The organism is Pantoea sp. LS15, from assembly GCF_012241585.1.
Classification (GTDB): Bacteria; Pseudomonadota; Gammaproteobacteria; order Enterobacterales; family Enterobacteriaceae; genus Enterobacter.
Map to the genome: position 1 here is coordinate 111,083 of NZ_JAAVXA010000013.1, position 23,705 is coordinate 134,787.

The following is a 23,705-nucleotide window of genomic DNA, read 5'->3' on the forward strand; positions in this document are numbered from 1 at the left end:
ATTTTTTTATTCGCGCTTCAGCCGCTTCGAGTTACACAGCCAGAGGGTGATCACCAGCAGCAGGATCGCCGCCGAGTAGATCAGCACGTCGAGCGGGGATTTATGATCGACGATGATCAGCCGCACTATCGCGGTGATCCCAATGTAGACGAAATAACGCAGCGGGAAGTGAAAGCCGGACTGAAAGTACTTCACAATCAGGGCGATAAATTCAAAGTAGAGAAAGTAGACCACCAGTCCTTCCACCAGCGCATATTTGCTGGTTTGCTCGGGGGCGAACAGCACATCTGCCAGATGCACCGTCTCTTTACCCAAAAAGACGACCAGTATCAGTCCAAGGCTCAACAGACCGAGGTTCAGCACGGTCTGGAGGATAGTTGAGATAAACTCAACGCGCGGGCGAGTCAGGGATGTCATACAGCACCTCATTCTCCAGGGCGAGGTTCCTGTATAACGCAAAAATGTGACGGGGATCTATATTTTTTGTTTATATTTGGCGTATTCGCCCGGTGGCGAAGTGCCACCGGGCAGGCCAGGTATCAACGGAAGTTAATGTTTTTATCACTGGTCATATCATACAGCTGGAACTTACGACCCAACTGCTGACCCCCGTCGCGCGTCAGCGGTGTCCAGCCAATTGCCGCACGGCTGCGGGTTGGGCCTGACGAGAACAGATCCAGCGGAATCGACACGTATACGCCTTTGGTGAAGTCACCTTCCCCGTACTCGTCCGGGGAGACGTTGGTGATCGTCGCGTAACCGCCCACCACTACGCCACTGTCGAAGTGTTTAGAGATATCCAGCGTGCCACCCTTATCGCCTGCCAGGTACTGGCCGACGCTGGCTTTCACCAGTACGTCAGGAGCAAATGACGGTGTCCAGTAGGCCGTCAGGTGGCCCGTTTTGACGCTATAGTCGGTGAATTTCATCATGTCCTGCGCGCTACGCCAGTCACGCTGTTTAACGTAGTTGGCATCAATACCGAATGCCCAGTTGCTGTCTACCGGACGGTACAGCACTTCCGCCCCCGCCCCGCCGAACATGGTTTCCAGATACCCACCGTAAACCTGGCCGTAGAAACCGTTGCCGAAGTACTGGAAATAGTTGGCCTGCAGGTTGTTCACATAGACATCATTCTGTACATACTCACGCACACGGGTGCGCACGCGCGGCAGCGTCGAGTCATTTGGCGGATTGGTGTAGTTGAACTTGTCGTAGTTGTTAGCAATGTTGCCAAACAGGCTACCGGTGGTCAGCAGGTGGTCGGTGAGCCACAGATCCGCTGTCGCCATCACGCCCAACTGATACATGTAGAAGTTCTCTGGCCCACCGACGGACTGATTCAGCACCGGATCGATATGGAAATCGAAGCGGGATTTGTCGATATACCAGCCCTGTTCGGTGGTTTCTGGCACGATCGGCTCTACGCGTTTTTGCACCAGCTCGGTTTCATGCCCGAGCGGTTCACCTTCCAGATGGCGCTTGAGGCTGGCGACGTCTGTTTCTGTCGTCACCTGCGGCAGATTGAGACGGTTCTCCGTCACGCGGATCGTGCGGATCCCATCCGGGAGATCGTTCATGACGATCCGGTTGGCGCGTTCGATCCCTTCACGCGAGTCGCGGTATTTCACCTGCTCGCCGGTAACGTACAGCGTATCGCCTTTTACCTGAATTTTCGGATCCGCCAGGCCAGCATTATATTTCAGCAACGTCAGCTGGTTTGCCACCACCGAGTGCTGCAGGATGGCGTCCTGCGGCTCCGGCTGGTATGCAGGCCGTGCGTTATCATTGTAGTGCGGGCGCATGTCGTTAAAGTTAGTGCGCAGTGTGAAGCCAAACATGAAGGTATTGCCACGCTCGTAGCTGAGGTTAACGTCGGCCCAATCGGTGACGCGATAAATGGCGCCGACGTTAAACTTGCTCTTCTGTTCAATCTTGCCTGCGAAATCCTGCGAGTAGTCATTCCCTTCATACTCCAGCTTCAGGCGCAACGGCTGCCAGGGCGTCTGGTATTCAACACCACCAAACAGCGACGCCGGTCCGTGGAACATCTGGTCGCCGTTGATCGAACCCGCTTTCTGGTAGCTATTATCGCGGTAGCAATATTTATCGCTGTAGGAGCAAAACGGGTTTTTGACGTTGCCGCTGGTACCGAGATAACCCCAGCCCAGACCGAGTGAGAAATCAAACGGTCCCCAGGCTTTACTGGCAACGATGTATTCCGCATCAAACAGACCGGTACCGCCGATATCTTTTGCGCCGACGGAGACCTGCGGCATCCAGTAACTCTCTTCCCACAGGCGTACTTTGAGGTCGAAGGCTTTATCTTTGTAGGTCTGATCACCGGAGAACGCCTCGACGCTGCTGTACTGTTTCGTACGCACGTCGGTATAGCGCAGCGTGGTTTCGAGCCACGGAAACAGTTGCACCGACGCGGAGTAGTAGCGGTATTGATCGTTATCACGATAGTTAAGGCTCAACTCACCCTCACGCGCCATACGCGCGGTGGGTGTTTGCAGTAAACCGACACCACCGAAGTCTGACTGAGACGGACCAATGGGTGCCGGATACGTTTCTGCATGGCAGGCGGCACTCACACAAAGTGCCAGCATGCTGTAGAGATAGGTTCTTTTCATTATTCCGGTATCCGCTGGATCAGGGAGCGAAGGATATCGGCGTTAAGCCCGTCATACGCTTTCGTCCAGAAATGGTCGGCAAAACCGACAAAAATGATGCTGCCAGGAGCGGGTTCGATATGGCGTTTGTTCCAGTAGGCCACTGGCGCTTTTTGCGTGTGCCCGTCAGGGTAAACCACCCAGGCATAGCTGTTATCCGCACCGCTTAACAGGCTTTGCTCATCGAGATAGCTCGCCACATCGCGGCCTGGCGTAAAGGTTTTTTTACCGGGGTGACTGATAAGACCAAAGACGGTGATGGTAGTGGGTTGTGCAGGTAGCCAGAGCGTGTATTCCCCTTCCAGAGCCGGGTTACCGTTCTCCGCCACGCGCACGTCATCTGGATCGAGGTTCACTGGTAACCGCCCGGTGATTTTCTGTGCCTGAAGCTGCTGGCGAACGCTGTTAATCGCCGCCGCATCCTCACCCTCTTCCTGCTCCGCTAACCCCGTCAGCCTGGCGAGGAGCGCCTTGTTCTGTTGTTCCGCTTCAGCGGTCTTCTGGCGTTCAGCGATCACCGCGCCAGGCCACCAGCTGTTCGCCAGTCTGGGCTGGCCGACGAGATCGATCAGATGTCCGGCGTTGGTCAGTGTTTTGGGTTGCGTGCTGTCCGGGGTATAGACCTTCACCGTTCCGGCAGACCAGGCAAGCGGTGTGGCAAAACTGGCGATCAGCGCAACGCGAATAAGTGTTTTCATGATTTCGCGGCCTTGATAAGCGTAGTTTTAACCGGGAAGAATCCGGCACCGAGATACTGCAGGGACTGACGGATTTGTCCGTCATCGTCGATCCAGAAGCGGTTATGCCACGTGGCCTGGTCGGTGATCACTTCTTCATCAAGCACGCGAACCTGGGTTTTGTCGCTTCCCACGCTGACACTGTCCGTCCCCTCCCAACGGAAGGTGGATCGTGCGGTGGCGTAACGCACCTGTTTATGCTCGGTCCAGCCCATCATGCGCGTCCAGCTTGCGCCGTCGGTGATCTGGTTTGGTTTGATAAGCGGGTCGGCAGCGATATTGTTCGCCTCAAGCAGGTTGTCTCCGCCCAACAGGGTTTTCACGAGACGTCCATGCTGCGTCACGATGGTGGCCTGATCCTGCGTCACCCATTTCTGCTGCCCGTTTTCATCGAAAGCGAGCACCACAAACAGTTGCGGGCCATCGTTTAACTGCATGTACTGGCTGGCATACGGCATGTTCTGAAGTTCATCATCGGTCAGATGTACACCCGGTGTGCCGAACATACTGTCCCACAGTGAGTTCCCCAGCCCTTTGGTGGTGGCTGAGCACGCCTGCAAGAGCAGGCAAATCATGATGATTGCAGGTCGCTTCACGACTCTTCTCCGAAGGGCGAAATAACCACACCGAAGTGTGGTTATGATTAAAACACCCGTAATTACCGGGTGCTGGTCGTTGTGGTGGTCGTGGTTCCGGTATTGGAGCCATCACCGCCACCGGTTGCCGCCAGCGCGACACCCACGGCTGAACTTACGGTGCTGGCGCTGGCTGCGGTAGAAATCCCCGCAGACGCAGACGTCGCAGCCGACCCTGCTGCTTCCCCGACCTGAACCGGAGCTGCATAGACAGATGTCGCCGCAAGCGCAGATATGGCAAAAATGCCATACAGTACTTTCTTCATAACAATTTCCCTTCAATGAATGAATGGAGATTTGCCCGATAAGAATTTCGGGCGGATTCGAGTATACACAACTACTGCAGAGGGTTTGCCGTAAGGGTAAATAGGGAGAGGGTTTTCAGACTAATGGATAAAACTGGAATACAAGAAAAATAAGATTAATATATAACCAAATAAAATCAATAAGATAAAATAAAGGTAATAAAATTAATTATCCGTATACTCCTAAAATAAACCGCAGAGATTAACGTGTTAATGGCTTTTTTCAGATAAAACTCAGTAGAAGAATTTGAGCGAGATAATAGACATCAGGAATTATCCGATAAAAAAATGCCGGCATGTCGCCGGCATTTTTCATGACATTTTAATTACGCACGCCATGCTTTATAACGGTTGATCAAACCATTTGTCGAACTGTCATGGCTGGCAATCGCTTTATCGTCACCCAATTCTGGCAGGATACGGTTCGCCAGTTGTTTACCCAACTCAACGCCCCACTGGTCAAAGGTGAAGATGTTCAGGATCGCACCCTGGGTGAAGATCTTGTGCTCATACAGGGCAATCAGCGCTCCCAGACTGAACGGCGTGATTTCGCGCAGCAGGATGGAGTTGGTTGGGCGGTTGCCTTCGAACACTTTGAACGGCACAACGTGGTCCAGGGTTGCCGGATCTTTACCCTGGTCACGGTATTCCTGCTCTACCACCTCGCGGGATTTACCAAATGCCAGCGCTTCGGTCTGGGCGAAGAAGTTAGACAGCAACTTCGGATGGTGGTCGGACAGTGGGTTATGGGTGATAGCCGGGGCGATGAAATCGCACGGTACCATTTTGGTGCCCTGGTGAATCAGCTGGTAGAACGCGTGCTGACCGTTCGTGCCTGGCTCACCCCAGATGATTGGGCCGGTCTGGTAATCCACGGCGTTGCCGTTACGGTCAACGTATTTACCGTTGGATTCCATGTTGCCCTGCTGGAAGTAGGCCGCGAAACGGTGCATGTACTGATCGTATGGCAGGATCGCTTCGGTTTCAGCGCCGAAGAAATTGTTGTACCAGATACCAATCAGCGCCAGCAGCACAGGCAGGTTTTTCTCTGGTGCGGTGCTGGAGAAGTGTTTATCCATCGCATGCGCGCCTGAGAGCAGCTCAACGAAGTTGTCGAAGCCGACAGACAGGATGATGGACAGACCGATTGCAGACCACAGAGAGTAACGGCCGCCAACCCAGTCCCAGAACTCAAACATGTTCGCGGTATCAATCCCGAACTCGCCAACTGCCTTGCCGTTGGTGGACAGCGCCGCGAAGTGTTTCGCCACGTGCTTGTTGTCGCCAGCAGTCTTCAGGAACCAGTCGCGCGCACTGTGGGCGTTGGTCATGGTTTCCTGAGTGGTGAAGGTTTTAGATGCGACCAGGAACAGAGTCGTTTCCGGGTTCACGTTCTTCAGCACTTCAGCGATGTGGGTACCATCGACGTTAGAGACAAAGTGCATGTTGAGATGGTTTTTATATGGACGCAGTGCTTCGGTCACCATGAATGGGCCGAGGTCAGAACCACCGATACCGATGTTAACCACGTCGGTGATGGCTTTGCCGGTGTAGCCTTTCCAGCTACCAGAGATGATCGCTTCGGAGAAGGCTTTCATCTTTTCCAGCACCGCGTTCACTTCTGGCATCACATCTTTGCCGTCAACAATGATTGGCGTATTGCTACGGTTACGCAGCGCCACGTGCAGCACAGCACGGTCTTCGGTGCGGTTGATCTTCTCACCGGAGAACATGGATTTGATGGCATCGGCAAGCTGAGTCTCTTTTGCCAGATCCTGCAGTTTCGCCAGCGTCTCTTCGGTAATGCGGTTTTTGGAGAAATCCACCAGCATCAGGTCATCAAAGGTCGCGGAGAATTTGTTGAAACGATCGGCATCTTTCGCGAACAGCTCCGCGATAGTGACGTCTTTCATTTCATCAAAATGTTTTTGTAGTGCCTGCCAGGCAGCGGTCTGCGTTGGGTTGATGTTTTTCATTAGCAATACTCTTCTGATTTGAGAATTGTGACTGCGGTCGATTGTAGCGCCTGCAAATAAAAATTGTGATGGTTTTTATGCCATTGCCCTGGCCTGCATCAAACGCAGGTGAAAAGACCCGAAAAGTATAGCTGCTGGCGAGCGCTCCTGAGGAGGCGAAATGTCGGTCAAAACCGGGTAAAATGAAGCATAAAATATGGCCCTGTTATAAGTCCTGTTTCTCAGGGGTACCCCCCCATGAAAAATCCGCATAATCCCGGCATTGACAGGACCTCCCCCGCATTTTATTTATAGGGCCGTATTTTGCGCCTGCACCTGTTTTCGTTTCATTCTTGTGCCAAGGTCGCTTTATTCATTCCCTGACACGAGGTTGTTATGACGAGTTTTGTGGTCGCCAAATTTGGCGGCACCAGTGTGGCCGATTACGATGCCATGAACCGCAGCGCCGATGTGGTGCTAGCCGATCCGAATACCCGCCTGGTGGTGCTTTCTGCCTCTGCTGGCGTGACGAACCTGCTGGTTTCTCTGTCTGAAGGACTGGAAGCGACCGAGCGTTTCGTTAAGCTGGATGCACTGCGCAAAATTCAGTTCGACATCCTTGAACGTCTGCAGAACCCGAATGTCATCCGCGAAGAAGTGGAACGCCTGCTGGAAAATATCACCACGCTGGCTGAAGCGGCTTCTCTGGCCACCTCCACTGCCCTGACCGATGAACTGGTCAGCCATGGCGAACTGATGTCGACTCTGCTGTTTGTGGAAATCATGCGCGAGCGTAACATTCAGGCGCAGTGGTTTGACGTGCGTAAAGTGATGCGTACCAGCGATCGCTTTGGCCGCGCCGAGCCGGACGTTGAAGCGCTTGCGGAGCTGACCAATCAGCAGCTGGCTCCCCGTCTGGCAGACGGTATCGTGATCACCCAGGGCTTTATCGGCAGTGAAGCGAAAGGCCGCACCACCACGCTTGGCCGTGGCGGCAGCGACTACACCGCCGCACTGTTGGGCGAAGCCCTGCATGCAACGCGCGTGGATATCTGGACTGACGTTCCGGGCATTTACACCACCGACCCGCGCGTCGTTTCTGCAGCTAAACGTATTGATGTGATCGCCTTTGAAGAAGCGGCAGAAATGGCCACCTTCGGCGCGAAGGTGCTGCACCCGGCAACGTTGCTGCCTGCCGTACGCAGCGATATTCCGGTCTTCGTCGGCTCCAGTAAAGACCCGAAAGCAGGCGGCACGCTGGTCTGCAAGAAAACAGAAAATCCACCACTGTTCCGCGCGTTGGCTCTGCGCCGTCGCCAGACGCTGGTCACGCTGCACAGCCACAATATGCTGCACTCCCGTGGCTTCCTGGCGGAAGTGTTTGGCATTCTGGCGCGCCATAACATCTCTGTAGACTTGATCACCACCTCCGAAGTGAGCATCGCGCTGACACTGGATACTACCGGTTCCACCTCCACCGGTGACACCCTGCTGACACAGTCACTGCTGATTGAGCTTTCTGAACTGTGCCGCGTGGAAGTAGAAGAAAATCTGGCGCTGGTTGCCATCATCGGCAACAAGCTGTCGCGTGCCTGCGGCGTAGGGAAAGAGGTCTTCGGCGTACTCGACCCGTTCAACATCCGTATGATTTGTTACGGTGCATCCAGCTATAACCTCTGCTTCCTGGTCCCTGCCGATCAGGCGGAGCAGGTGGTGCAGAAACTTCATCAGAATTTGTTTGAATAAAATTCGTTAGCACGATAAACAATACCTATAAGCCGGGCACAGACCCGGCTTTTTCATAACTAAACACAACACAATCGCAAGGAAATACCTATGTTATCCGCCATCACACGGCTGTTCCCGTTATGGGCGCTGCTGCTCTCCATAGTCGCGTATTACACGCCCACTACGTTCACCGGCATTGGTCCGTGGGTCACCACTCTGCTGATGCTGATCATGCTCGGCATGGGTGTACACCTGAAAATCGACGACTTTAAACGTGTGCTGTCGCGACCGGCTCCTGTCGCTGCAGGCATATTCCTGCACTACCTGGTGATGCCGCTCGCCGCGTGGCTTCTGGCAATGGCCTTTAAGATGCCGCCCGATCTCTCCGCCGGGATGGTACTGGTGGGCAGCGTGGCCAGCGGTACAGCATCCAACGTAATGATCTATCTTGCGAAAGGTGATGTCGCACTCTCCGTCACTATCTCTTCCGTTTCCACGCTGGTTGGCGTAATTGCCACCCCGCTGTTAACGCGCCTGTATGTGGATGCACATATTCAGGTGGACGTCATGGGCATGCTGCTTAGCATCCTGCAAATCGTGGTGATCCCGATTGCGCTGGGACTGGTCATTCACCATCTTTTCCCGCGCGTGGTGAAAGCCGTTGAGCCGTACCTGCCAGCGTTTTCGATGGTCTGCATTCTGGCGATCATCAGCGCCGTGGTGGCCGGTTCGGCGTCACACATTGCTTCTGTAGGCTTTGTGGTGATCATCGCGGTGGTACTGCATAACACCATTGGATTACTCGGTGGTTACTGGGGCGGGAAGCTGTTTGGCTTTGACGAGTCCACTTGTCGCACGCTGGCAATCGAGGTGGGAATGCAGAACTCCGGTCTGGCGGCAGCACTCGGTAAGATTTACTTTTCACCACTGGCAGCCCTACCTGGCGCACTGTTCTCCGTCTGGCATAACCTGTCCGGTTCGCTGCTGGCGGGTTACTGGTCCGGTAAGCCGATTGATGAACAACCCAAAAAAGATGCGGTGAAGCAGAGTTAATTTACGCTGCTTGCTTTACACTGAAGCCTCCCCATCAGGAGGCTTCAGCAATGGCTACACCACGACTGACCCAGAAAGACATGACGGAAGCCGAGCAGCGCGAACTGAAAACGCTTCTCGACCGCGCCCGTATCGCACATGGCCGCACGCTGACGAACGCCGAAACGAATCAGGTTAAAAAAGAGTACATCGATAAATTGATGACACAGCGTGAGGCTGAGGCGAAAAAAGCCCGCAAACTGAAAAAGCAGCAGGCTTATAAACCCGATGCGGAGGCGACCTTCTCCTGGTCTGCCAACACATCGACTCGTGGAAGGCGCTGATTAGCGCCCTTTCTTTTTACGGCCAGGCTGGGTAAAGCGTTTCCCGTTGGCCGGTTTGCCTCGTCCCTTCTCTTCCGCTTGCGGCGCCTTCACCACCGGGCGCTTAATCGCCTGGGTTTTAGGTTTAGCTTTGGCCTTCGGCTTTGCTTCGGATGAAGAATTCTCAATAAGTTTGAACAGCTCGATCAACTCGTCATCCGTTAAATCACGCCATTCACCCAGTGGGATCCCGGACAAGCTGACGTTCATGATGCGCGTGCGTTCCAGCTTCGTCACTTCATAACCGAAATGCTCACACATACGGCGGATCTGGCGGTTTAAACCCTGGACCAGCGTAATGCGAAACGCGAACGGTGCTTCTTTCTTCACCTTACACTTCTTCGTAACGGTGCCCAGAATTGGCACGCCCGCCCCCATCCCACGGATAAACTCATCCGTCACAGGCTTATTCACCGTGACGATGTACTCTTTCTCATGGTCGTTTCCGGCGCGTAGAATTTTGTTCACCAGGTCGCCGTGGTTGGTGAGGAAAATCAGTCCCTGGGAGTCTTTATCCAGTCGACCAATCGGGAAGATACGGCTGCTGTGGTTCACGAAATCAACGATGTTGTCCCGCTCGCCATCTTCCGTGGTACTGACGATACCAACCGGTTTATTCAACGCGATAAACACCAGGTCTTCGGCATCGCGGGGTTCGATGACCTGACCATTCACTTTAACCACATCACCAGGGACGACCTGGTCACCAATGGTGGCGCGTTTGCCGTTGAGGAACACATTACCCTGTTCAATGTAACGGTCAGCCTCGCGACGTGAGCAGATCCCGCTCTCGCTAATGTATTTGTTTAATCGGGTTGATTGAGTTGGCAGCATAGTTTCTCCTGTGAAGGGCGAAATATACCTTAGGTTTGGGCCGAAAAAAAAGATTAGCCGACGGTAACTGAGACGGGTTTTCCAAGTTTGCACAGCATCATGATCAGCGTATCAAGGGTGAACTTACTGGTTTTGAGGTTCACCACATCAGACACTCGGGGACGAGAGACGTTTAGCCTGGCGGCAGCATCAGCCTGACGCAGTTTATTCTCCGCAATCCACGAGGAAATTTCCTGCATCAGTTGCCGCTTGATGGCAAGCAGCTGCTCAACCTCTTTCTCGGCACATTCATGTAGCTGTTTAGCTTCACTTTCTTCAAAACCCAGTTCAGCAAAGATGTTCGTTTCTGAAGCCGTCACATGCCGAATCTTTGTTTCAACGCGTCTTCCCATTTTCACCCTCTCCGAGCATCAAGCACCGCCTGAAAACGTGCCTTTGCTATGTATTTATCATGGCCTGATGTCCGCTGCGTTTTCTTCTTAAAGCAATGCAGTACGTAAACAGCATCCTCGTAACGAGCCAAATAGATAATTCGGTATGCGCCCGTGTCACCGCGCAACCGTATCTCTGCAACGCCTTTGCCGATCTCTGAGATGGGCTTCCAGTCCGCCGCCTCTAATCCAGCCTGTAATCGGTGTAGCTGATATCCCGCATCCCGTCGGATTTCCTCCGGAAAGCCGAGCAAATCATCGAAGGCACTCCCCATCCATGCAATGGGCCTCATTGCTGGTCTTTCTGAAAGCATACCACATCCCTGTATAAAATTTTATACATTAAAAATCACATTGTCTTACTCCACAGGTCTGCATATGACCTGTGGATGTGACGTTACGTTTTCAGTGGAGTTTGGTCACGCCTCATGGAGAGGATCTGCGAGGCGCTTTCAGAGATTAATACTCATCCCGCTCGTCGTCTTCATCCGGCTGTTCCATCACGCTGTACGCTACCGCACAGAACAACGAGTTAAGGCGTTTCATATCCCCCAGCAGTCCCAGGTGTAGAGAGCTGGTTTCGATACTCTGCACATTCTGCTGGTGTAGACGCTCAACGTGGGCGTGTGAATAGCGGCGGTTGAGGATGCGGAAACGATGCTTGTTACGGCGCAAACGACGTGCGCTCGGCACGTCGCTTGAGAAGAAGACCAGCATCGCCAGCTTCAGGTTACTGAGAAGCTGTTCATGCAGTGCTTCGAGTTCTTTCAAGCCTTCAATGGAGAACGCCCGACGCGCAGCCAGCGATTTATCGGCAATTTCACTCCCCATACGCTCAACAATATCTGAGGCCTGTTCCAGGTTAAGCGACATCTCGATAATTTCCGCCCAGCGGCGGGACTCCTCCTCCGCCAGTTCATCCTGCGGAATGCGCGCCAGATAGAGCTTGATGGCGGTATAAAGCACGTTGATATCGTCCGCCAGTCTGCGCAGCTCTTTCTCTTCACGTGGCTCACCGTGCATCACCTTTTGTAGCCCTTCGAGCATGGTTTCCATCGCATCGCCTATACGCAGCGTCTCACGAGCGGCATTCGCCAGTGCCAGCGCCGGGGTATCCAGCGCGGACGTATCCAGATGCTTCGGTTTCAGACGCGCATCCAGCTCCGGTTCATCCTGAATAAGTCGTTCACAGAAACGAGCCATCGGCTCAGCAAAAGGCACCATCGCCAGGCAGCGCACCAGGTTATAGAAAACGTGGAAATAGATCACCAGCTCCGCCTTCGGCAGAGGAAGGTTGTCCATCAGGTTCGCCAGCGGGTGGATAAAGGGCAGGATAATCAGGCTGCCCACCAGCTTAAACAGCAAGCTGCCGAGGGCTACGCGGCGGGCGGCAGCATTAGCGGCACTGTTGTTGAGCATCGCCAGCAGGCCAGAGCCGAGGTTAGCCCCGATCACCAGACATAATGCGACCGGGAAGGAGATCACCCCTGCAGCGGTGAGTGTTGCTGTCAGAAGTACCGCAGCCAGACTCGAGTAACTGACGATGGCAAACACTGCGCCGATCAGCGCGTCCAGCATGATGTCGCCAGTCAGCGAAGCGAAGATGACCTGAACACCATTAGCCTCGGTAATGGGAGTAACCGCCTGCACAATCAGTTCCAGCGCCAGCAGGATAAGCCCCAGGCCAATCCCTACGCGTCCGAGCTGTCCGGCTCGCGTTTGTTTGCGGCCGAGGAAGAAGATGACGCCAATAAAAATCAGCAACGGCGACAGCCAGGAGAGATCAAAGGTCAGGATACGCGCCATCAACGCGGTACCTACATCAGCACCCAGTACAATCACCAGCGCCGGGGCCAGCGCCACCAGATCTTGCGCCACAAACGAGGTGACAAGCAGAGTCGTGGCGTTGCTGCTCTGAACCAGTGCCGTCACGCCAATACCCGCACAGAAGGCGAGCGGTTTCTTCTCAACGCTGCTGCTGAGAACGGTACGTAAACGGGCACCAAATACGCGCATCACGCCGGTACGGACAATATGGGTGCCCCATACCAGCAGTGCGACTGCGGAGAGCAGATGTAACAGAGTCAGCACGGAAGATGTTCCTCCTTATCGTTATTCGTTTTCCCTTGGTTCAGTATAAGGGTTTAAACGTAATAAAGAGACAGGGCGCCCAATGAGCGCCCTGTTAGTTGTAAGGAAAAGTGACGTCAGTCCGCGTCGTAGCCTAAATTCGGTGCCAGCCAACGTTCCACTTCAGAGACACTCATACCTTTGCGCAGAGCGTAATCTTCGATCTGATCGCGTTGCAGCTGCGCCACGGCGAAGTACTTGCTGTCAGGATGGCTGAAATACCAGCCGGAAACGGATGCCCCTGGCCACATGGCGAACGACTCGGTGAGTTTCATCCCTGTATGCGCTTCAACATCCAGCAGCTTCCAGATAGTGCCCTTTTCGGTGTGTTCCGGACAGGCCGGGTAGCCAGGTGCCGGACGAATCCCCTGATAGTTTTCGCGGATCAGTTCCTCGTTGCTGAGGTTCTCATTGGCCGCGTAGCCCCAGAGCACCTTACGTACGCGCTCGTGCAGGTACTCGGCGAAGGCTTCCGCCAGACGGTCGGCAATCGCTTTGACCATGATTTTGTTGTAATCATCGTGCTGCGCTTCGAACGCATCCGCCAGGGCATCTTCTTCCAGACCACCGGTCACAGCAAAAGCGCCGATGTAATCGGCTTTACCGGAGAGCTTCGGTGCAACGAAATCGGCCAGACAGTAGTTCGCGAACCCCACTTTCTCGGTTTGCTGACGCAGATGATGGCTCACTGCCAGTACATGAGTGCGGGTTTCATCGCGATAAATTTCAACATCGTCGCCCACGCGGTTCGCCGGGAACAGCCCCACCACACCACGCGGGTTGAGGGTTTTCTCCGCACTCAGTTTGTCGAGCATTTCGTTGGCATCTTTAAACAGGCGCTGTGCTTCTTCACCGACTACTTCGTCTTCGAGGATGCGCGGATATTTGCCCGCCAGCGACCAGGTCATAAAGAACGGCGTCCAGTCGATGTAGTTGCGCAGCGTCTCGATGCTGGCAGTCACATCCTGCACGCCCAGACGATGCGCGACAGGTGGCGTATAGCTCGACCAGTCAAACGCCAGATCGTTATCGCGGGCCGCCTGCAACGTGACAGGCGGTGTGCGCGGTTTCTTGCGACCATGCTGAATACGGACGGTTTCGTACTCTTTGCGGGTACGTGTAACAAACTCGTCGCGCTGGGTGTCAGAGAGCAGCGCGGACACCACGCCTACTGTTCGCGAGGCATTTTGTACGTAGACCGTTGGGCCACTATAGTTCTGCTCGATTTTCACCGCCGTGTGCGCTTTTGAGGTGGTTGCCCCGCCAATCAGCAGCGGAATGGTAAAGCCCTGACGCTCCATCTCTTTCGCCACGTTGACCATCTCGTCAAGCGACGGGGTGATCAGCCCGGAAAGGCCAATCAGGTCGGCATTCACTTCACGTGCGGTTTTAAGGATTTTGTCCGCGGGTACCATCACGCCAAGATCGATAATCTCGTAGTTATTACACTGCAGCACCACACCAACAATATTCTTGCCGATGTCGTGAACATCGCCTTTCACGGTGGCGATAACCATTTTCCCGTTGCTGGAGCCTTTCTCTTTGCTGGCTTCGATAAACGGTTCAAGGTAGGCCACCGCCTGCTTCATCACGCGGGCGGATTTCACCACCTGCGGCAGGAACATTTTGCCCTCGCCGAACAGATCGCCAACCACGTTCATGCCGTCCATCAGTGGCCCTTCGATCACTTCAATCGGACGTGCGGACTGAAGACGCGCTTCTTCGGTATCCTGTTCGATAAACTCGGTAATACCTTTCACCAGCGAATATTCCAGACGCTTTTTCACATCCCAGGAACGCCACTCGGCCTGCTGAACGTTGGCTGCGTCATCCGATTTACTGCCACGATATTTCTCCGCCAGATCCAGCATCCGCTCGGTAGCATCGTCACGACGGTTCAGGATCACATCTTCTACTGCGTCACGCAGTTCTGCCGGCAGGTCGTCGTAAATCGCGAGCTGTCCGGCGTTAACGATCCCCATATCCATCCCGTTACGGATGGCGTAGTAGAGGAATACAGCGTGGATAGCTTCACGCACCGGGTCGTTACCACGGAACGAGAACGATACGTTCGATACCCCACCGGAGATCAACGCATGTGGCAGCTCGCGTTTGATGTCTTCACACGCGCCGATAAAGTCCTGGGCGTAGTTGTTGTGCTCTTCAATCCCGGTCGCCACCGCGAAGATATTCGGGTCGAAGATGATGTCTTCCGGCGGGAAGCCTACCTCTTCGGTCAAAATTTTGTACGCGCGACGGCAAATCTCAATCTTGCGCTCGCGGGTGTCTGCCTGGCCCACTTCATCAAAGGCCATGACCACCACGGCCGCGCCGTAACGGCGTACCAGCTTCGCGTGATGGATAAAGATATCAACGCCTTCTTTCATCGAGATGGAGTTAACGATGCCTTTACCCTGAATGCATTTCAGCCCTTTCTCGATGACTTCCCACTTAGAGGAGTCAATCATGATCGGCACGCGGGCGATGTCCGGTTCACCGGCAATCAGGTTGAGGAAACGTACCATCGCCGCTTCGGCGTCGAGCATCCCCTCATCCATGTTGATATCAATAATTTGAGCACCGCTCTCAACCTGCTGGCGGGCGACGTCCAGCGCTTCGCTGTACTTCTCTTCTTTAATCAGACGTTTGAACTTTGCTGAACCGGTGACGTTAGTACGCTCACCCACGTTCACAAACAGGCTGTCGTCGCCGATGGTCAACGGCTCAAGGCCGGAGAGTCGACAGGCAACAGGCAGCTCAGGTAATTTTCGCGGCAGCAGCCCGGCCACCGCATTGCTCATGGCCGCGATATGCTCAGGCGTCGTGCCGCAGCAGCCGCCAACGATGTTCAGGAAACCAGACTCGGCCCACTCGCGGATTTGCGCCGCCATGGTGTTGGCATCGAGATCGTATTCACCAAACGCGTTCGGCAGACCGGCGTTCGGGTGCGCGGTGACGTAACATTCCGCAATGCGCGACAGTTCCTGTACGTACTGGCGGAGTTCATCTGGCCCCAGTGCGCAGTTCAGGCCGAAGGAGAGCGCTTCGGCATGGCGCAGTGAGTTATAAAAGGCTTCAGTTGTCTGGCCGGATAAGGTACGGCCGGAGGCGTCGGTAATGGTGCCGGAAATCATGATCGGCAGGTCAACGCCCAGCGCCTCGAACTCCTCTTTCACCGCATAAATCGCGGCTTTGGCGTTGAGGGTATCGAACACCGTTTCAATCAGGATCAGATCGGAACCGCCTTCCACCAGCGCTTTGGTCGATTCGCGGTAGGCCGCGACCAGCTGGTCAAAGGTGATGTTACGAAACGCCGGGTCGTTCACGTCCGGTGAAATCGACGCGGTGCGGTTGGTAGGGCCAAGCACCCCGGCCACGTAGCGCGGCTTGTCCGGCGTGCGGGCCGTCCACTCGTCGGCACAGGCGCGCGCCAGCTTCGCGGCTTCAAAGTTGATCTCCGCCGACAGGGATTCCATCTGGTAATCCGCCATGGCGATGGTTGTCGAGTTGAAGGTGTTGGTTTCAACGATATCTGCACCCGCTTCGAAGTACGCGTTGTGGATATCGGTAATGACTTGCGGCTTGCTCAGCACCAGCAGGTCGTTGTTACCCTTCAGATCGCATGGCCAGTCGGCAAAGCGCTCGCCGCGGAAATCGTCTTCGCTAAGACGATAGCCCTGGATCATAGTGCCCATGCCGCCGTCCAGCACCAGAATTCGTTCATTTAACTGCGCACGCAGTTGCTCTACTTTGCTGCTCACACTTGCTCCCGACAACGCTCAACAAGGCCAAAAGGCTGCATTCCATACTGGCATAATCTCGCAGGGTGGAAAAGTCACACAGGGGTAACATGAGACATGTTCACTATCACTCCTCCGATCAGTCAGGATAACGGTTGCAAATTCACCAAATAAAACGAAAATGATTTCCACGATACAGAAAAAGGAGATCGTCATGGTCGCGACCGTTCCCGCTAAACGCGGCAGAAAACCTGCTGCTACCACCGCCGCACAACAGGGCGGACAGGTTCAATCGCTCACGCGCGGTTTGAAGCTGCTGGAGTGGATAGCCGAGTCGCATAACAGCGTGGCCCTGACGGAGCTGGCCCAGCAGGCTGGCCTGCCGAACTCCACAACACATCGACTGCTGACCACCATGCAGCAACTGGGCTTTGTCCGTCAGGTGGGTGAGCTGGGACACTGGGCTGTAGGCGCGCATGCGTTTATCGTCGGCAGCAGCTTCCTGCAAAGCCGTAATCTGCTGGCGATTGTGCACCCGATCCTGCGCAAGCTGATGGAAGATTCCGGTGAGACGGTAAACCTGGCGGTACTCGACCAGAGCGACCATCAGGCGATCATCATCGACCAGGTACAGTGTACGCAGCTGATGCGTATGTCGGCCCCCATTGGCGGCAAGCTCCCTATGCACGCCTCCGGGGCGGGGAAAGCGTTTCTGTCACAACTGAGCGAAGAGCAGGTGACGGGGTTATTGCACCGTAAAGGGTTGCACGCCTACACCCACGCAACGCTGGTTTCGCCGGTGCACCTTAAAGAGGATCTGGCCCTGACCCGCAAACGCGGCTATTCGTTTGATGACGAGGAACATGCTCTGGGCCTGCGTTGCATTGCAGCCTGTATCTTTGACGAACACCGCGAGCCGTTTGCCGCCATCTCCATCTCCGGGCCGATTTCACGCATGACCGATGATCGCGTGACCGAACTGGGTGCGCTGGTGATTAAGGCGGCGAAAGAGGTGACGCTGGCGTATGGTGGGATTCGTTAAACCGCACGCAAAACCGCTGCTTACGTCGATAGGCGTACACATCTTCCACATGCCCATTCTTAATTCGCGTTTGCAATCCACGCCAGTAGCTGGCGTGGAACAGATCGTCGTGCATCTCTTCGAATAATGGTCCAATTCGCGGGTCAGCGCACAGCCAGTGACGGAACTCCTCCGGAAACACATCGCCCGGCGAGACGCTGTACCACGGTTCACCGGAGAGTTCATCTTCCGGATAGCGGGGCTGAGGAATGTCGCGGAAATTCACCTCGGTCATGTAGCAAATTTCATCGTAATCGTAGAACACGACTCGTCCGTGACGGGTGACACCAAAGTTCTTAAACAGCATATCACCCGGGAAAATATTGGCGGCAGCAAGCTGGCGAATCGCATTGCCATACTCTTCAATGGCATCGCGAAGCGCCTGACCTTCGGACTGCTCCAGCCAGATGTTCAGCGGCACCATACGGCGTTCAATGTAGAGATGGCTAATCACGATTTTATCACCAAGATCGGTGACTTTACCGGGTGCTTCTTGCATTAAAAGCGCCATTAGCGCCGGATCGATCTGCTGCTTATCCAGCACAAAGTTTTCGAATTCCTGGGTATCGGCCATGCGTCCGACGCGATCGTGCTCTTTTACCAGTTGGTAGCAGGCGCGGACATGTGCAGCCGTCATCTCTTTTTGCGGTGCGAATCGGTCTTTAATCACCTTAAAGACACGGTCAAAACCCGGAAGCGTAAAGACCAGCATCACCATACCGCGAATGCCCGGTGCTTCAATGAACTGCTCATCCGCCGTGGTGACATAGCGCAAATACTCCCGATAGCTTTCCGTTTTGGCGTGCTTCTGACAGCCAATCGCCATATACAGCTCGGCGGTGGTTTTACCCGGCAGGATCTCGCGCAACCATTCCACTAGCGCGGCAGGTAACGGTGCATAGACCATAAAGTAGGAACGGGCGAAGCCAAACACGATGCTGGCCTCGGCGCTGGTAGTCAGGCAGGTATCGACAAACAGTTCACCGTCGTCGGTACGGTGGATCGGTAACAGGAACGGCACGATGGCTGTCGGCGTAATCAGTTTTCCCACCAACCAGGCGGCTTTATTGCGATAGAACAGTTCATTGGCGACCTGCAAATGGCTGTGCCCAAGAACGTCCTCGCCGAAGGTTTCAGTGAGATGCGCGTGAATATAACCGATATCCCGGGTTTTATTCTCCCAGGGTAAACGCAGCGGCAAATCCGTTAACACGCGGTGCAGGAGCTTTTCCCACCCGCGATCGGGGAAGAAATCTTTCGCCAGCGGACGCGGAATAGTACGAAAACGCCGCTCGGGCTGGGAGCTGAAAATAAATAACCGCTCAGGAGATAATGAGCGGTGGTCAAATAACCGACAATAGACGGAGTTAAAGAAGCTCTCCGCAATCTCGAAGCGCGGGTAATCGGGTAACAAACGGGTGTAGTGCTCTTTCACGCGCAGTAAAAATTCCGCGTCTGGGCTTTTACCGTCAGTGATACAGCGCAACTGTTCCACCACCAGACCCACATGGTGGTCATAGAGATGGATACGCTGCTTCATGGCCTGCTGAACCGCATGCCAGTCTGCATGTTCGAAGCGCTGCTGCGCGCCGGAGGTCACTTCCAGAAAACGGCCATACTGGGCATCGAAGCCCTGCAGAATAGTTTGGGCAATCAGTAATTCCAGACCACGCGACATATATCCCCCTCACCCAACCCTCTCCCCGAGGGGGGAGAGGGGGAAAAGTTTAGAACTGTGCTTCTTCGGTTGATCCCGTCAAAGCGGTGACGGAGGAGGTGCCGCCCTGAATAATCGTGGTCACATTATCAAAATAGCCGGTTCCCACCTCCTGCTGGTGAGACACGAAGGTGTAACCGTCTTTACCCGCGGCAAATTCCGGCTGCTGCACCTTCTCTACGTAGTGCTTCATACCCTCACCCTGCGCATAGGCATGCGCCAGGTCGAACATGTTGAACCACATGCTATGGATACCCGCCAGGGTAATGAACTGGTATTTGTAGCCCATGTCAGATAGCTGCTGCTGGAAACTGGCGATCGTTTTGTCGTCCAGCTTTTTCTGCCAGTTGAAGGACGGCGAGCAGTTATAGGCCAGCAGTTTGCCCGGGTACTTCGCGTGAATAGCATCGGCAAAGCGTTTTGCCAGAGCCAGATCCGGCGTGGAGGTTTCGCACCAGACCAGGTCCGCATACGGGGCATATGCCAGGCCACGGCTGATCGCCTGCTCAATACCCGCATGGGTACGATAGAAGCCTTCGCTGGTACGTTCGCCGGTAATGAACTCGCTGTCGTACGGGTCGCAATCTGAGGTGATCAGGTCAGCTGCATCCGCATCAGTACGGGCAATGACCAATGTCGGCACACCGAGCACGTCCGCAGCCAGACGCGCCGCAACCAGTTTCTGAATCGCCTCCTGGGTCGGGACCAGTACTTTGCCGCCCATATGTCCGCATTTCTTCACTGACGCCAGCTGGTCTTCGAAGTGAACGGCCGCTGCACCGGCCTCAATCATCGATTTCATCAGCTCGAAGGCGTTCAGCACGCCACCGAAGCCCGCTTCCGCATCCGCAACGATCGGCAGGAAGTAATCAATAAAGCGCGGATCGTTGGGCTCAATGCCTGCCGCCCACTGGATCTGATCCGCTCGGCGGAAGGTGTTGTTGATCCGATCCACGACCGACGGCACCGAGTTCGCCGGATAGAGCGACTGATCCGGGTACATGCTGGAGGCCAGGTTGGCGTCCGCCGCGACCTGCCAGCCGGACAGGTAAATGGCTTCAATCCCCGCCTTAGCCTGCTGGAGTGCCTGACCGCCCGTCAGCGCGCCAAGGCTGTTGATATAACCTTTTTTGGAACCACCGTGCAGCAGTTTCCACATTTTCGCTGCGCCATTTTGCGCCAGCGTGCATTCCGGATTGACCGAGCCGCGTAATTTCACCACTTCCTCCGCGCTGTACGGACGGCGGATACCTTCCCAGCGAGGTTGTGTCCACTCTTTCTTTAACTCTTCGATTTGTTGGGTACGGGTTTTCATGTGCAGATGCTCCATATTGTTATGTGGTGAGTTACGCCAGGAAGCGGTAGCCCGGCAGGGTCAGGAAGTCGATTAAGTCATCTGATGTGGTGATTTGCTCCATCAGGCGTGCAGCGTCGTCAAAACGTCCACTGCTGAAGCGGTGCTCACCCAGCTCGTCCTGGATCACCCGCATCTCTTCAGCCAGCATCTGACGGAACAGGGATTTGGTTACCGGTTTACCGTTGCTGAGCGTTTTTTGATGGTGGATCCACTGCCAGATTGAAGTACGGGAGATCTCTGCCGTCGCGGCATCTTCCATCAGGCCGTAGATCGGCACACAGCCGTTACCGGAGATCCACGCTTCGATGTACTGTACGGCGACACGGATATTGGCACGCATGCCCTCTTCGGTACGTTCACCCGCACACGGTGCCAGCAGTTGTTCTTCGGCTGTTGGCGCATCCTCTTCGCGCGTGACAAACAGCTGGTTTTTATTGTCCCCGAGTACGCGGTTAAAGACTTCCATTGCCGTATCCGCCAGGCCCGGATGCGCGATCCACGTCCCGTCATGACCATTGCGTGCTTCAAGCTCTTTATCGGCTTTCACCTTGTTGAGTACCTGGCTATTACGCTCCGCATCTTTGCTTGGAATAAACGCTGCCATGCCGCCCATCGCAAAGGCACCACGCTTGTGGCAGGTTTTGATCAGCAGACGCGAGTAAGCGCTCAGGAACGGTTTATCCATGGTGACAACCTGACGATCCGGCAGTACGCGATCGGGATAATTCTTCAGGGTCTTGATGTAGCTGAAAATGTAGTCCCAGCGCCCGCAGTTCAGGCCGACAATGTGATCGCGCAGGGCATGCAGAATTTCATTCATCTGGAACACGGCGGGCAGCGTTTCAATCAGCAGCGTGGCTTTGATGGTGCCACGCGGCAGGTTGAAACGATCTTCTGCATAACTAAATACCTCGCTCCACCAAGCCGCTTCCTGCCAGGATTGGGTTTTAGGCAAATAGAAGTAAGGGCCGCTACCTTTTGCCAGCAGCTTTTTGTGGTTGTGGAAGAAATAGAGAGCAAAATCAAACAGGCTGCCCGGAATGGCTTCACCACGCCAGGTGACATGTTTTTCGGGCAGATGAAGCCCGCGTACACGACAGATCAGAACCGCCGGGTTTGGTTTGAGTTGATAAATTTTACCGGCTTCGTTGGTGTAGCTGATGGTGCCGTTAACAGCGTCGCGCAGATTGATCTGCCCCTCAATGACCTTACGCCAGTCCGGTGCCAGAGAATCTTCAAAATCAGCCATAAAGACTTTAACGTTCGCGTTCATGGCGTTGATCACCATTTTGCGCTCTACCGGCCCTGTGATCTCAACGCGGCGATCCTGTAAATCTTCGGGAATGCCACGGATTTTCCACTCGCCACGGCGAATGGAAGCGGTTTCCGAAATAAAACCAGGCAACTTGCCATCGTCAATTTCCTGCTGCTGATGAATGCGCGCTGCCAGCAGCTTATTACGCTGTGGTGTAAAGCGCGTCACCAGCTCAGTCAGAAATTCTACCGCTTCCGCCGTCAAAACTTGCTGTTCTTGCTCGCCATACGGCTGGGTAAAGGCCAGTTCATCGACCGTCGTTGCCTGTTGAGTCATCACTCTGCTCCTCATCAAAGATCCAAATTCACATCCCCAGTGCGAACGAAAGATCGTTGGGTAGTTTTCGCTCAGCAGAATTAAGACTATCTATATTTTTTCCAAAATCAAAAACAATTTCCATTTTAATTTATTATTGATGGCAATTTATTGATTTAATTGAAATTAAAGTTTTATTGCACGGTGAGTGGTATTTCGGAAATAAAAAAGGCACCCGAAGGTGCCTGATCTGAATAGCTGAAACGCTTTAGGATCGTTGAATGCAGAAGATTACTCCAGCGTCGGATTCATGTGACGCAGATCGTATGGTGTAATTTGGTAGACGTAATAGTTGAGCCAGTTCGTAAACAGCAAATTCCCGTGGCTGCGCCAGGTTGCTCTCGGTTTGTTTTGCGGATCGTTTTTCGGGAAATAGTTGTACGGAACATCCGGATTCAGACCCGCTTCGACGTCACGGAAAAACTCCGCCGCGAGGGTGTTTGGGTCATACTCGGGATGCCCGGTGACAAAAGCAATACGCTTATCTTTGCTGGCAAACAGGTAGGCATCTCCGTCTTCCGTTTCAGCCAGGATCTCCAGATCGGTGTAATCGCGGATCAGCTGTGCCGGGAAATCGGCATAGCGAGAGTGAGGGGCAAGGAAGGTGTCATCAAATCCGCGTGTCAGTAATGCGTGTGGATGCAAAATATGGTGTTCATATACGCCAGAGAGCTTTTCAGTGCGGGTTTGCTTTGGAATGCCATAAAGGATATTCAGTGCCGCCTGTACCGCCCAACAGACAAAGAGCGTGGAGGTGACGTGATCTTTTGCCCACTCCAGCACCTGTTTTATCTGCGGCCAGTAGGCAACATCATTGAATTCAACCAGGCCCAGCGGTGCTCCCGTTACAATCAGTCCATCGAAGTTTTCATCGCGGATGTCATCGAAGTTACAGTAGAAATTGTTCAGATGCTCAGAAGGTGTATTCCGCGACTCACGGGCATCAATACGTAGAAGCTGGATATCAACCTGAAGCGGGGAGTTCGAAAGCAGACGAAGAAACTGGTTTTCTGTTTCGATCTTTTTTGGCATCAGATTGAGAATAAGCACCTTCAGCGGGCGAATTTCCTGACCTGTAGCGCGTGAAGCCGTCATGACAAAGACATTTTCTTCACGTAAGAAATTGACGGCTGGTAGCTCGTCCTGCACCCGAATCGGCATAACCTTATATCCTCACAGCATACGTATAAACGTTTAGACATCCAGACAGCTAACGATAACCAGAAATGATCTGAATGTCGAGTCTGCAAGTGAAAGGTGAGAAAGTTTCAAGGAGGGTACGTGCAAGATCCAAAGCAAAAAACCCCGCACCTTACGGTACGGGGTTCTTCTTGA

At 54.2% G+C, this 23,705-nt stretch carries 19 protein-coding genes; 4 read left to right on the plus strand and 15 right to left on the minus strand.

The features are described 5' to 3' along the window. Positions 1-6: 6 nt before the first annotated feature. The 6 genes from psiE to pgi form a co-directional block, all read right to left on the minus strand. Positions 7-417: a phosphate-starvation-inducible protein PsiE gene (psiE, locus tag HED65_RS17770; RefSeq protein ID WP_000202963.1), complete on the minus strand. Its 411-nt coding sequence runs from the start codon at positions 415-417 to the stop codon at positions 7-9. 122 nt (positions 418-539) lie between these two features. Beyond that, positions 540-2,636, minus strand: coding sequence for a YjbH domain-containing protein (locus HED65_RS17775; RefSeq protein ID WP_114979572.1), 2,097 nt, complete (start codon positions 2,634-2,636; stop codon positions 540-542). Continuing rightward, complete coding sequence (locus HED65_RS17780) at positions 2,636-3,373, minus strand: capsule biosynthesis GfcC family protein (RefSeq protein WP_114979573.1); 738 nt, start codon at positions 3,371-3,373, stop codon at positions 2,636-2,638. The genes HED65_RS17775 and HED65_RS17780 overlap by 1 nt, the downstream gene beginning before the upstream one ends. Then, positions 3,370-4,008 (minus strand): YjbF family lipoprotein, encoded by a 639-nt coding sequence (locus HED65_RS17785; protein WP_114979574.1) that lies wholly within the window; start codon positions 4,006-4,008, stop codon positions 3,370-3,372. Before HED65_RS17785 ends, HED65_RS17780 begins: the two co-directional genes overlap by 4 nt. A gap of 62 nt (positions 4,009-4,070) precedes the next feature. Further along, positions 4,071-4,313: an exopolysaccharide production protein YjbE gene (yjbE, locus tag HED65_RS17790; RefSeq protein ID WP_114979575.1), complete on the minus strand. Its 243-nt coding sequence runs from the start codon at positions 4,311-4,313 to the stop codon at positions 4,071-4,073. Positions 4,314-4,678: 365 nt separating this feature from the next. Next, entirely contained in the window at positions 4,679-6,328 is a 1,650-nt protein-coding gene (pgi, locus tag HED65_RS17795; RefSeq protein WP_108089384.1) for a glucose-6-phosphate isomerase, read from the minus strand. 375 nt (positions 6,329-6,703) lie between these two features. Between pgi and lysC the strand changes: the two genes are divergently transcribed. The 3 genes from lysC (at position 6,704) to HED65_RS17810 (ending at position 9,411) form a co-directional block, all read left to right on the plus strand. Then, positions 6,704-8,053, plus strand: coding sequence for a lysine-sensitive aspartokinase 3 (lysC, locus tag HED65_RS17800; RefSeq protein ID WP_028017979.1), 1,350 nt, complete (start codon positions 6,704-6,706; stop codon positions 8,051-8,053). Between the two features lie 90 nt (positions 8,054-8,143). Next, positions 8,144-9,088, plus strand: a complete 945-nt coding sequence (gene panS / locus HED65_RS17805) for a ketopantoate/pantoate/pantothenate transporter PanS (protein WP_114979576.1) — start codon at positions 8,144-8,146, stop codon at positions 9,086-9,088. Between the two features lie 50 nt (positions 9,089-9,138). Further along, positions 9,139-9,411 carry a YjbD family protein gene (locus tag HED65_RS17810; protein WP_028017981.1) on the plus strand — a complete coding sequence of 91 codons (273 nt, stop codon included), beginning with the start codon at positions 9,139-9,141 and terminating at the stop codon, positions 9,409-9,411. Here HED65_RS17810 and rluF read toward each other — a convergent pair whose 3' ends face one another. The 5 genes from rluF to metH all read right to left on the minus strand — a co-directional run bounded on the left by rluF (position 9,412) and on the right by metH (position 16,606). Beyond that, a complete protein-coding gene (rluF, locus tag HED65_RS17815; protein ID WP_114979577.1) occupies positions 9,412-10,284 on the minus strand; it encodes a 23S rRNA pseudouridine(2604) synthase RluF in 873 nt (290 codons plus the stop codon). A gap of 53 nt (positions 10,285-10,337) precedes the next feature. Next, the gene (locus HED65_RS17820; RefSeq protein WP_114979578.1) at positions 10,338-10,676 is read right to left on the minus strand and encodes a helix-turn-helix domain-containing protein; all 339 of its coding nucleotides are present in this window, start codon (positions 10,674-10,676) and stop codon (positions 10,338-10,340) included. Between the two features lie 2 nt (positions 10,677-10,678). Next, a complete protein-coding gene (locus HED65_RS17825; RefSeq protein ID WP_114979579.1) occupies positions 10,679-11,029 on the minus strand; it encodes a type II toxin-antitoxin system RelE/ParE family toxin in 351 nt (116 codons plus the stop codon). A gap of 145 nt (positions 11,030-11,174) precedes the next feature. After that, the gene (locus HED65_RS17830) at positions 11,175-12,806 is read right to left on the minus strand and encodes a Na/Pi cotransporter family protein (protein WP_114979580.1); all 1,632 of its coding nucleotides are present in this window, start codon (positions 12,804-12,806) and stop codon (positions 11,175-11,177) included. A gap of 116 nt (positions 12,807-12,922) precedes the next feature. Continuing rightward, positions 12,923-16,606, minus strand: a complete 3,684-nt coding sequence (metH, locus tag HED65_RS17835; protein ID WP_114979581.1) for a methionine synthase — start codon at positions 16,604-16,606, stop codon at positions 12,923-12,925. 193 nt (positions 16,607-16,799) lie between these two features. Here metH and iclR point away from each other — a divergent pair, with 193 nt between their 5' ends. Further along, complete coding sequence (iclR, locus tag HED65_RS17840; RefSeq protein WP_075204663.1) at positions 16,800-17,627, plus strand: glyoxylate bypass operon transcriptional repressor IclR; 828 nt, start codon at positions 16,800-16,802, stop codon at positions 17,625-17,627. Here iclR and aceK read toward each other — a convergent pair. The 4 genes from aceK to metA all read right to left on the minus strand — a co-directional run bounded on the left by aceK (position 17,581) and on the right by metA (position 23,531). Next, a complete protein-coding gene (gene aceK, locus HED65_RS17845; RefSeq protein ID WP_114979582.1) occupies positions 17,581-19,344 on the minus strand; it encodes a bifunctional isocitrate dehydrogenase kinase/phosphatase in 1,764 nt (587 codons plus the stop codon). The genes iclR and aceK overlap by 47 nt on opposite strands. A gap of 49 nt (positions 19,345-19,393) precedes the next feature. After that, on the minus strand, positions 19,394-20,698 hold the full coding sequence (aceA, locus tag HED65_RS17850; protein ID WP_028017988.1) for an isocitrate lyase: 1,305 nt from the start codon (positions 20,696-20,698) through the stop codon (positions 19,394-19,396). Between the two features lie 31 nt (positions 20,699-20,729). Further along, on the minus strand, positions 20,730-22,331 hold the full coding sequence (aceB, locus tag HED65_RS17855; protein WP_114979583.1) for a malate synthase A: 1,602 nt from the start codon (positions 22,329-22,331) through the stop codon (positions 20,730-20,732). 270 nt (positions 22,332-22,601) lie between these two features. Continuing rightward, the gene (gene metA / locus HED65_RS17860) at positions 22,602-23,531 is read right to left on the minus strand and encodes a homoserine O-acetyltransferase MetA (RefSeq protein ID WP_028017990.1); all 930 of its coding nucleotides are present in this window, start codon (positions 23,529-23,531) and stop codon (positions 22,602-22,604) included. Between the last annotated feature and the right edge of the window lie 174 nt (positions 23,532-23,705).

Coding starts and splice junctions, on each gene's coding strand:
- HED65_RS17780 (WP_114979573.1), bottom strand. CDS start 3,373: ATGAAAACACTTATTCGCGTTGCGCTGATCGCCAGTTTTGCCACACCG.
- yjbE (WP_114979575.1), bottom strand. CDS start 4,313: ATGAAGAAAGTACTGTATGGCATTTTTGCCATATCTGCGCTTGCGGCG.
- aceA (WP_028017988.1), bottom strand. CDS start 20,698: ATGAAAACCCGTACCCAACAAATCGAAGAGTTAAAGAAAGAGTGGACA.
- rluF (WP_114979577.1), bottom strand. CDS start 10,284: ATGCTGCCAACTCAATCAACCCGATTAAACAAATACATTAGCGAGAGC.
- pgi (WP_108089384.1), bottom strand. CDS start 6,328: ATGAAAAACATCAACCCAACGCAGACCGCTGCCTGGCAGGCACTACAA.
- aceK (WP_114979582.1), bottom strand. CDS start 19,344: ATGTCGCGTGGTCTGGAATTACTGATTGCCCAAACTATTCTGCAGGGC.
- HED65_RS17810 (WP_028017981.1), top strand. CDS start 9,139: ATGGCTACACCACGACTGACCCAGAAAGACATGACGGAAGCCGAGCAG.
- HED65_RS17820 (WP_114979578.1), bottom strand. CDS start 10,676: ATGGGAAGACGCGTTGAAACAAAGATTCGGCATGTGACGGCTTCAGAA.
- psiE (WP_000202963.1), bottom strand. CDS start 417: ATGACATCCCTGACTCGCCCGCGCGTTGAGTTTATCTCAACTATCCTC.
- HED65_RS17825 (WP_114979579.1), bottom strand. CDS start 11,029: ATGCTTTCAGAAAGACCAGCAATGAGGCCCATTGCATGGATGGGGAGT.
- panS (WP_114979576.1), top strand. CDS start 8,144: ATGTTATCCGCCATCACACGGCTGTTCCCGTTATGGGCGCTGCTGCTC.
- HED65_RS17775 (WP_114979572.1), bottom strand. CDS start 2,636: ATGAAAAGAACCTATCTCTACAGCATGCTGGCACTTTGTGTGAGTGCC.
- metA (WP_028017990.1), bottom strand. CDS start 23,531: ATGCCGATTCGGGTGCAGGACGAGCTACCAGCCGTCAATTTCTTACGT.
- aceB (WP_114979583.1), bottom strand. CDS start 22,331: ATGACTCAACAGGCAACGACGGTCGATGAACTGGCCTTTACCCAGCCG.
- iclR (WP_075204663.1), top strand. CDS start 16,800: ATGGTCGCGACCGTTCCCGCTAAACGCGGCAGAAAACCTGCTGCTACC.
- lysC (WP_028017979.1), top strand. CDS start 6,704: ATGACGAGTTTTGTGGTCGCCAAATTTGGCGGCACCAGTGTGGCCGAT.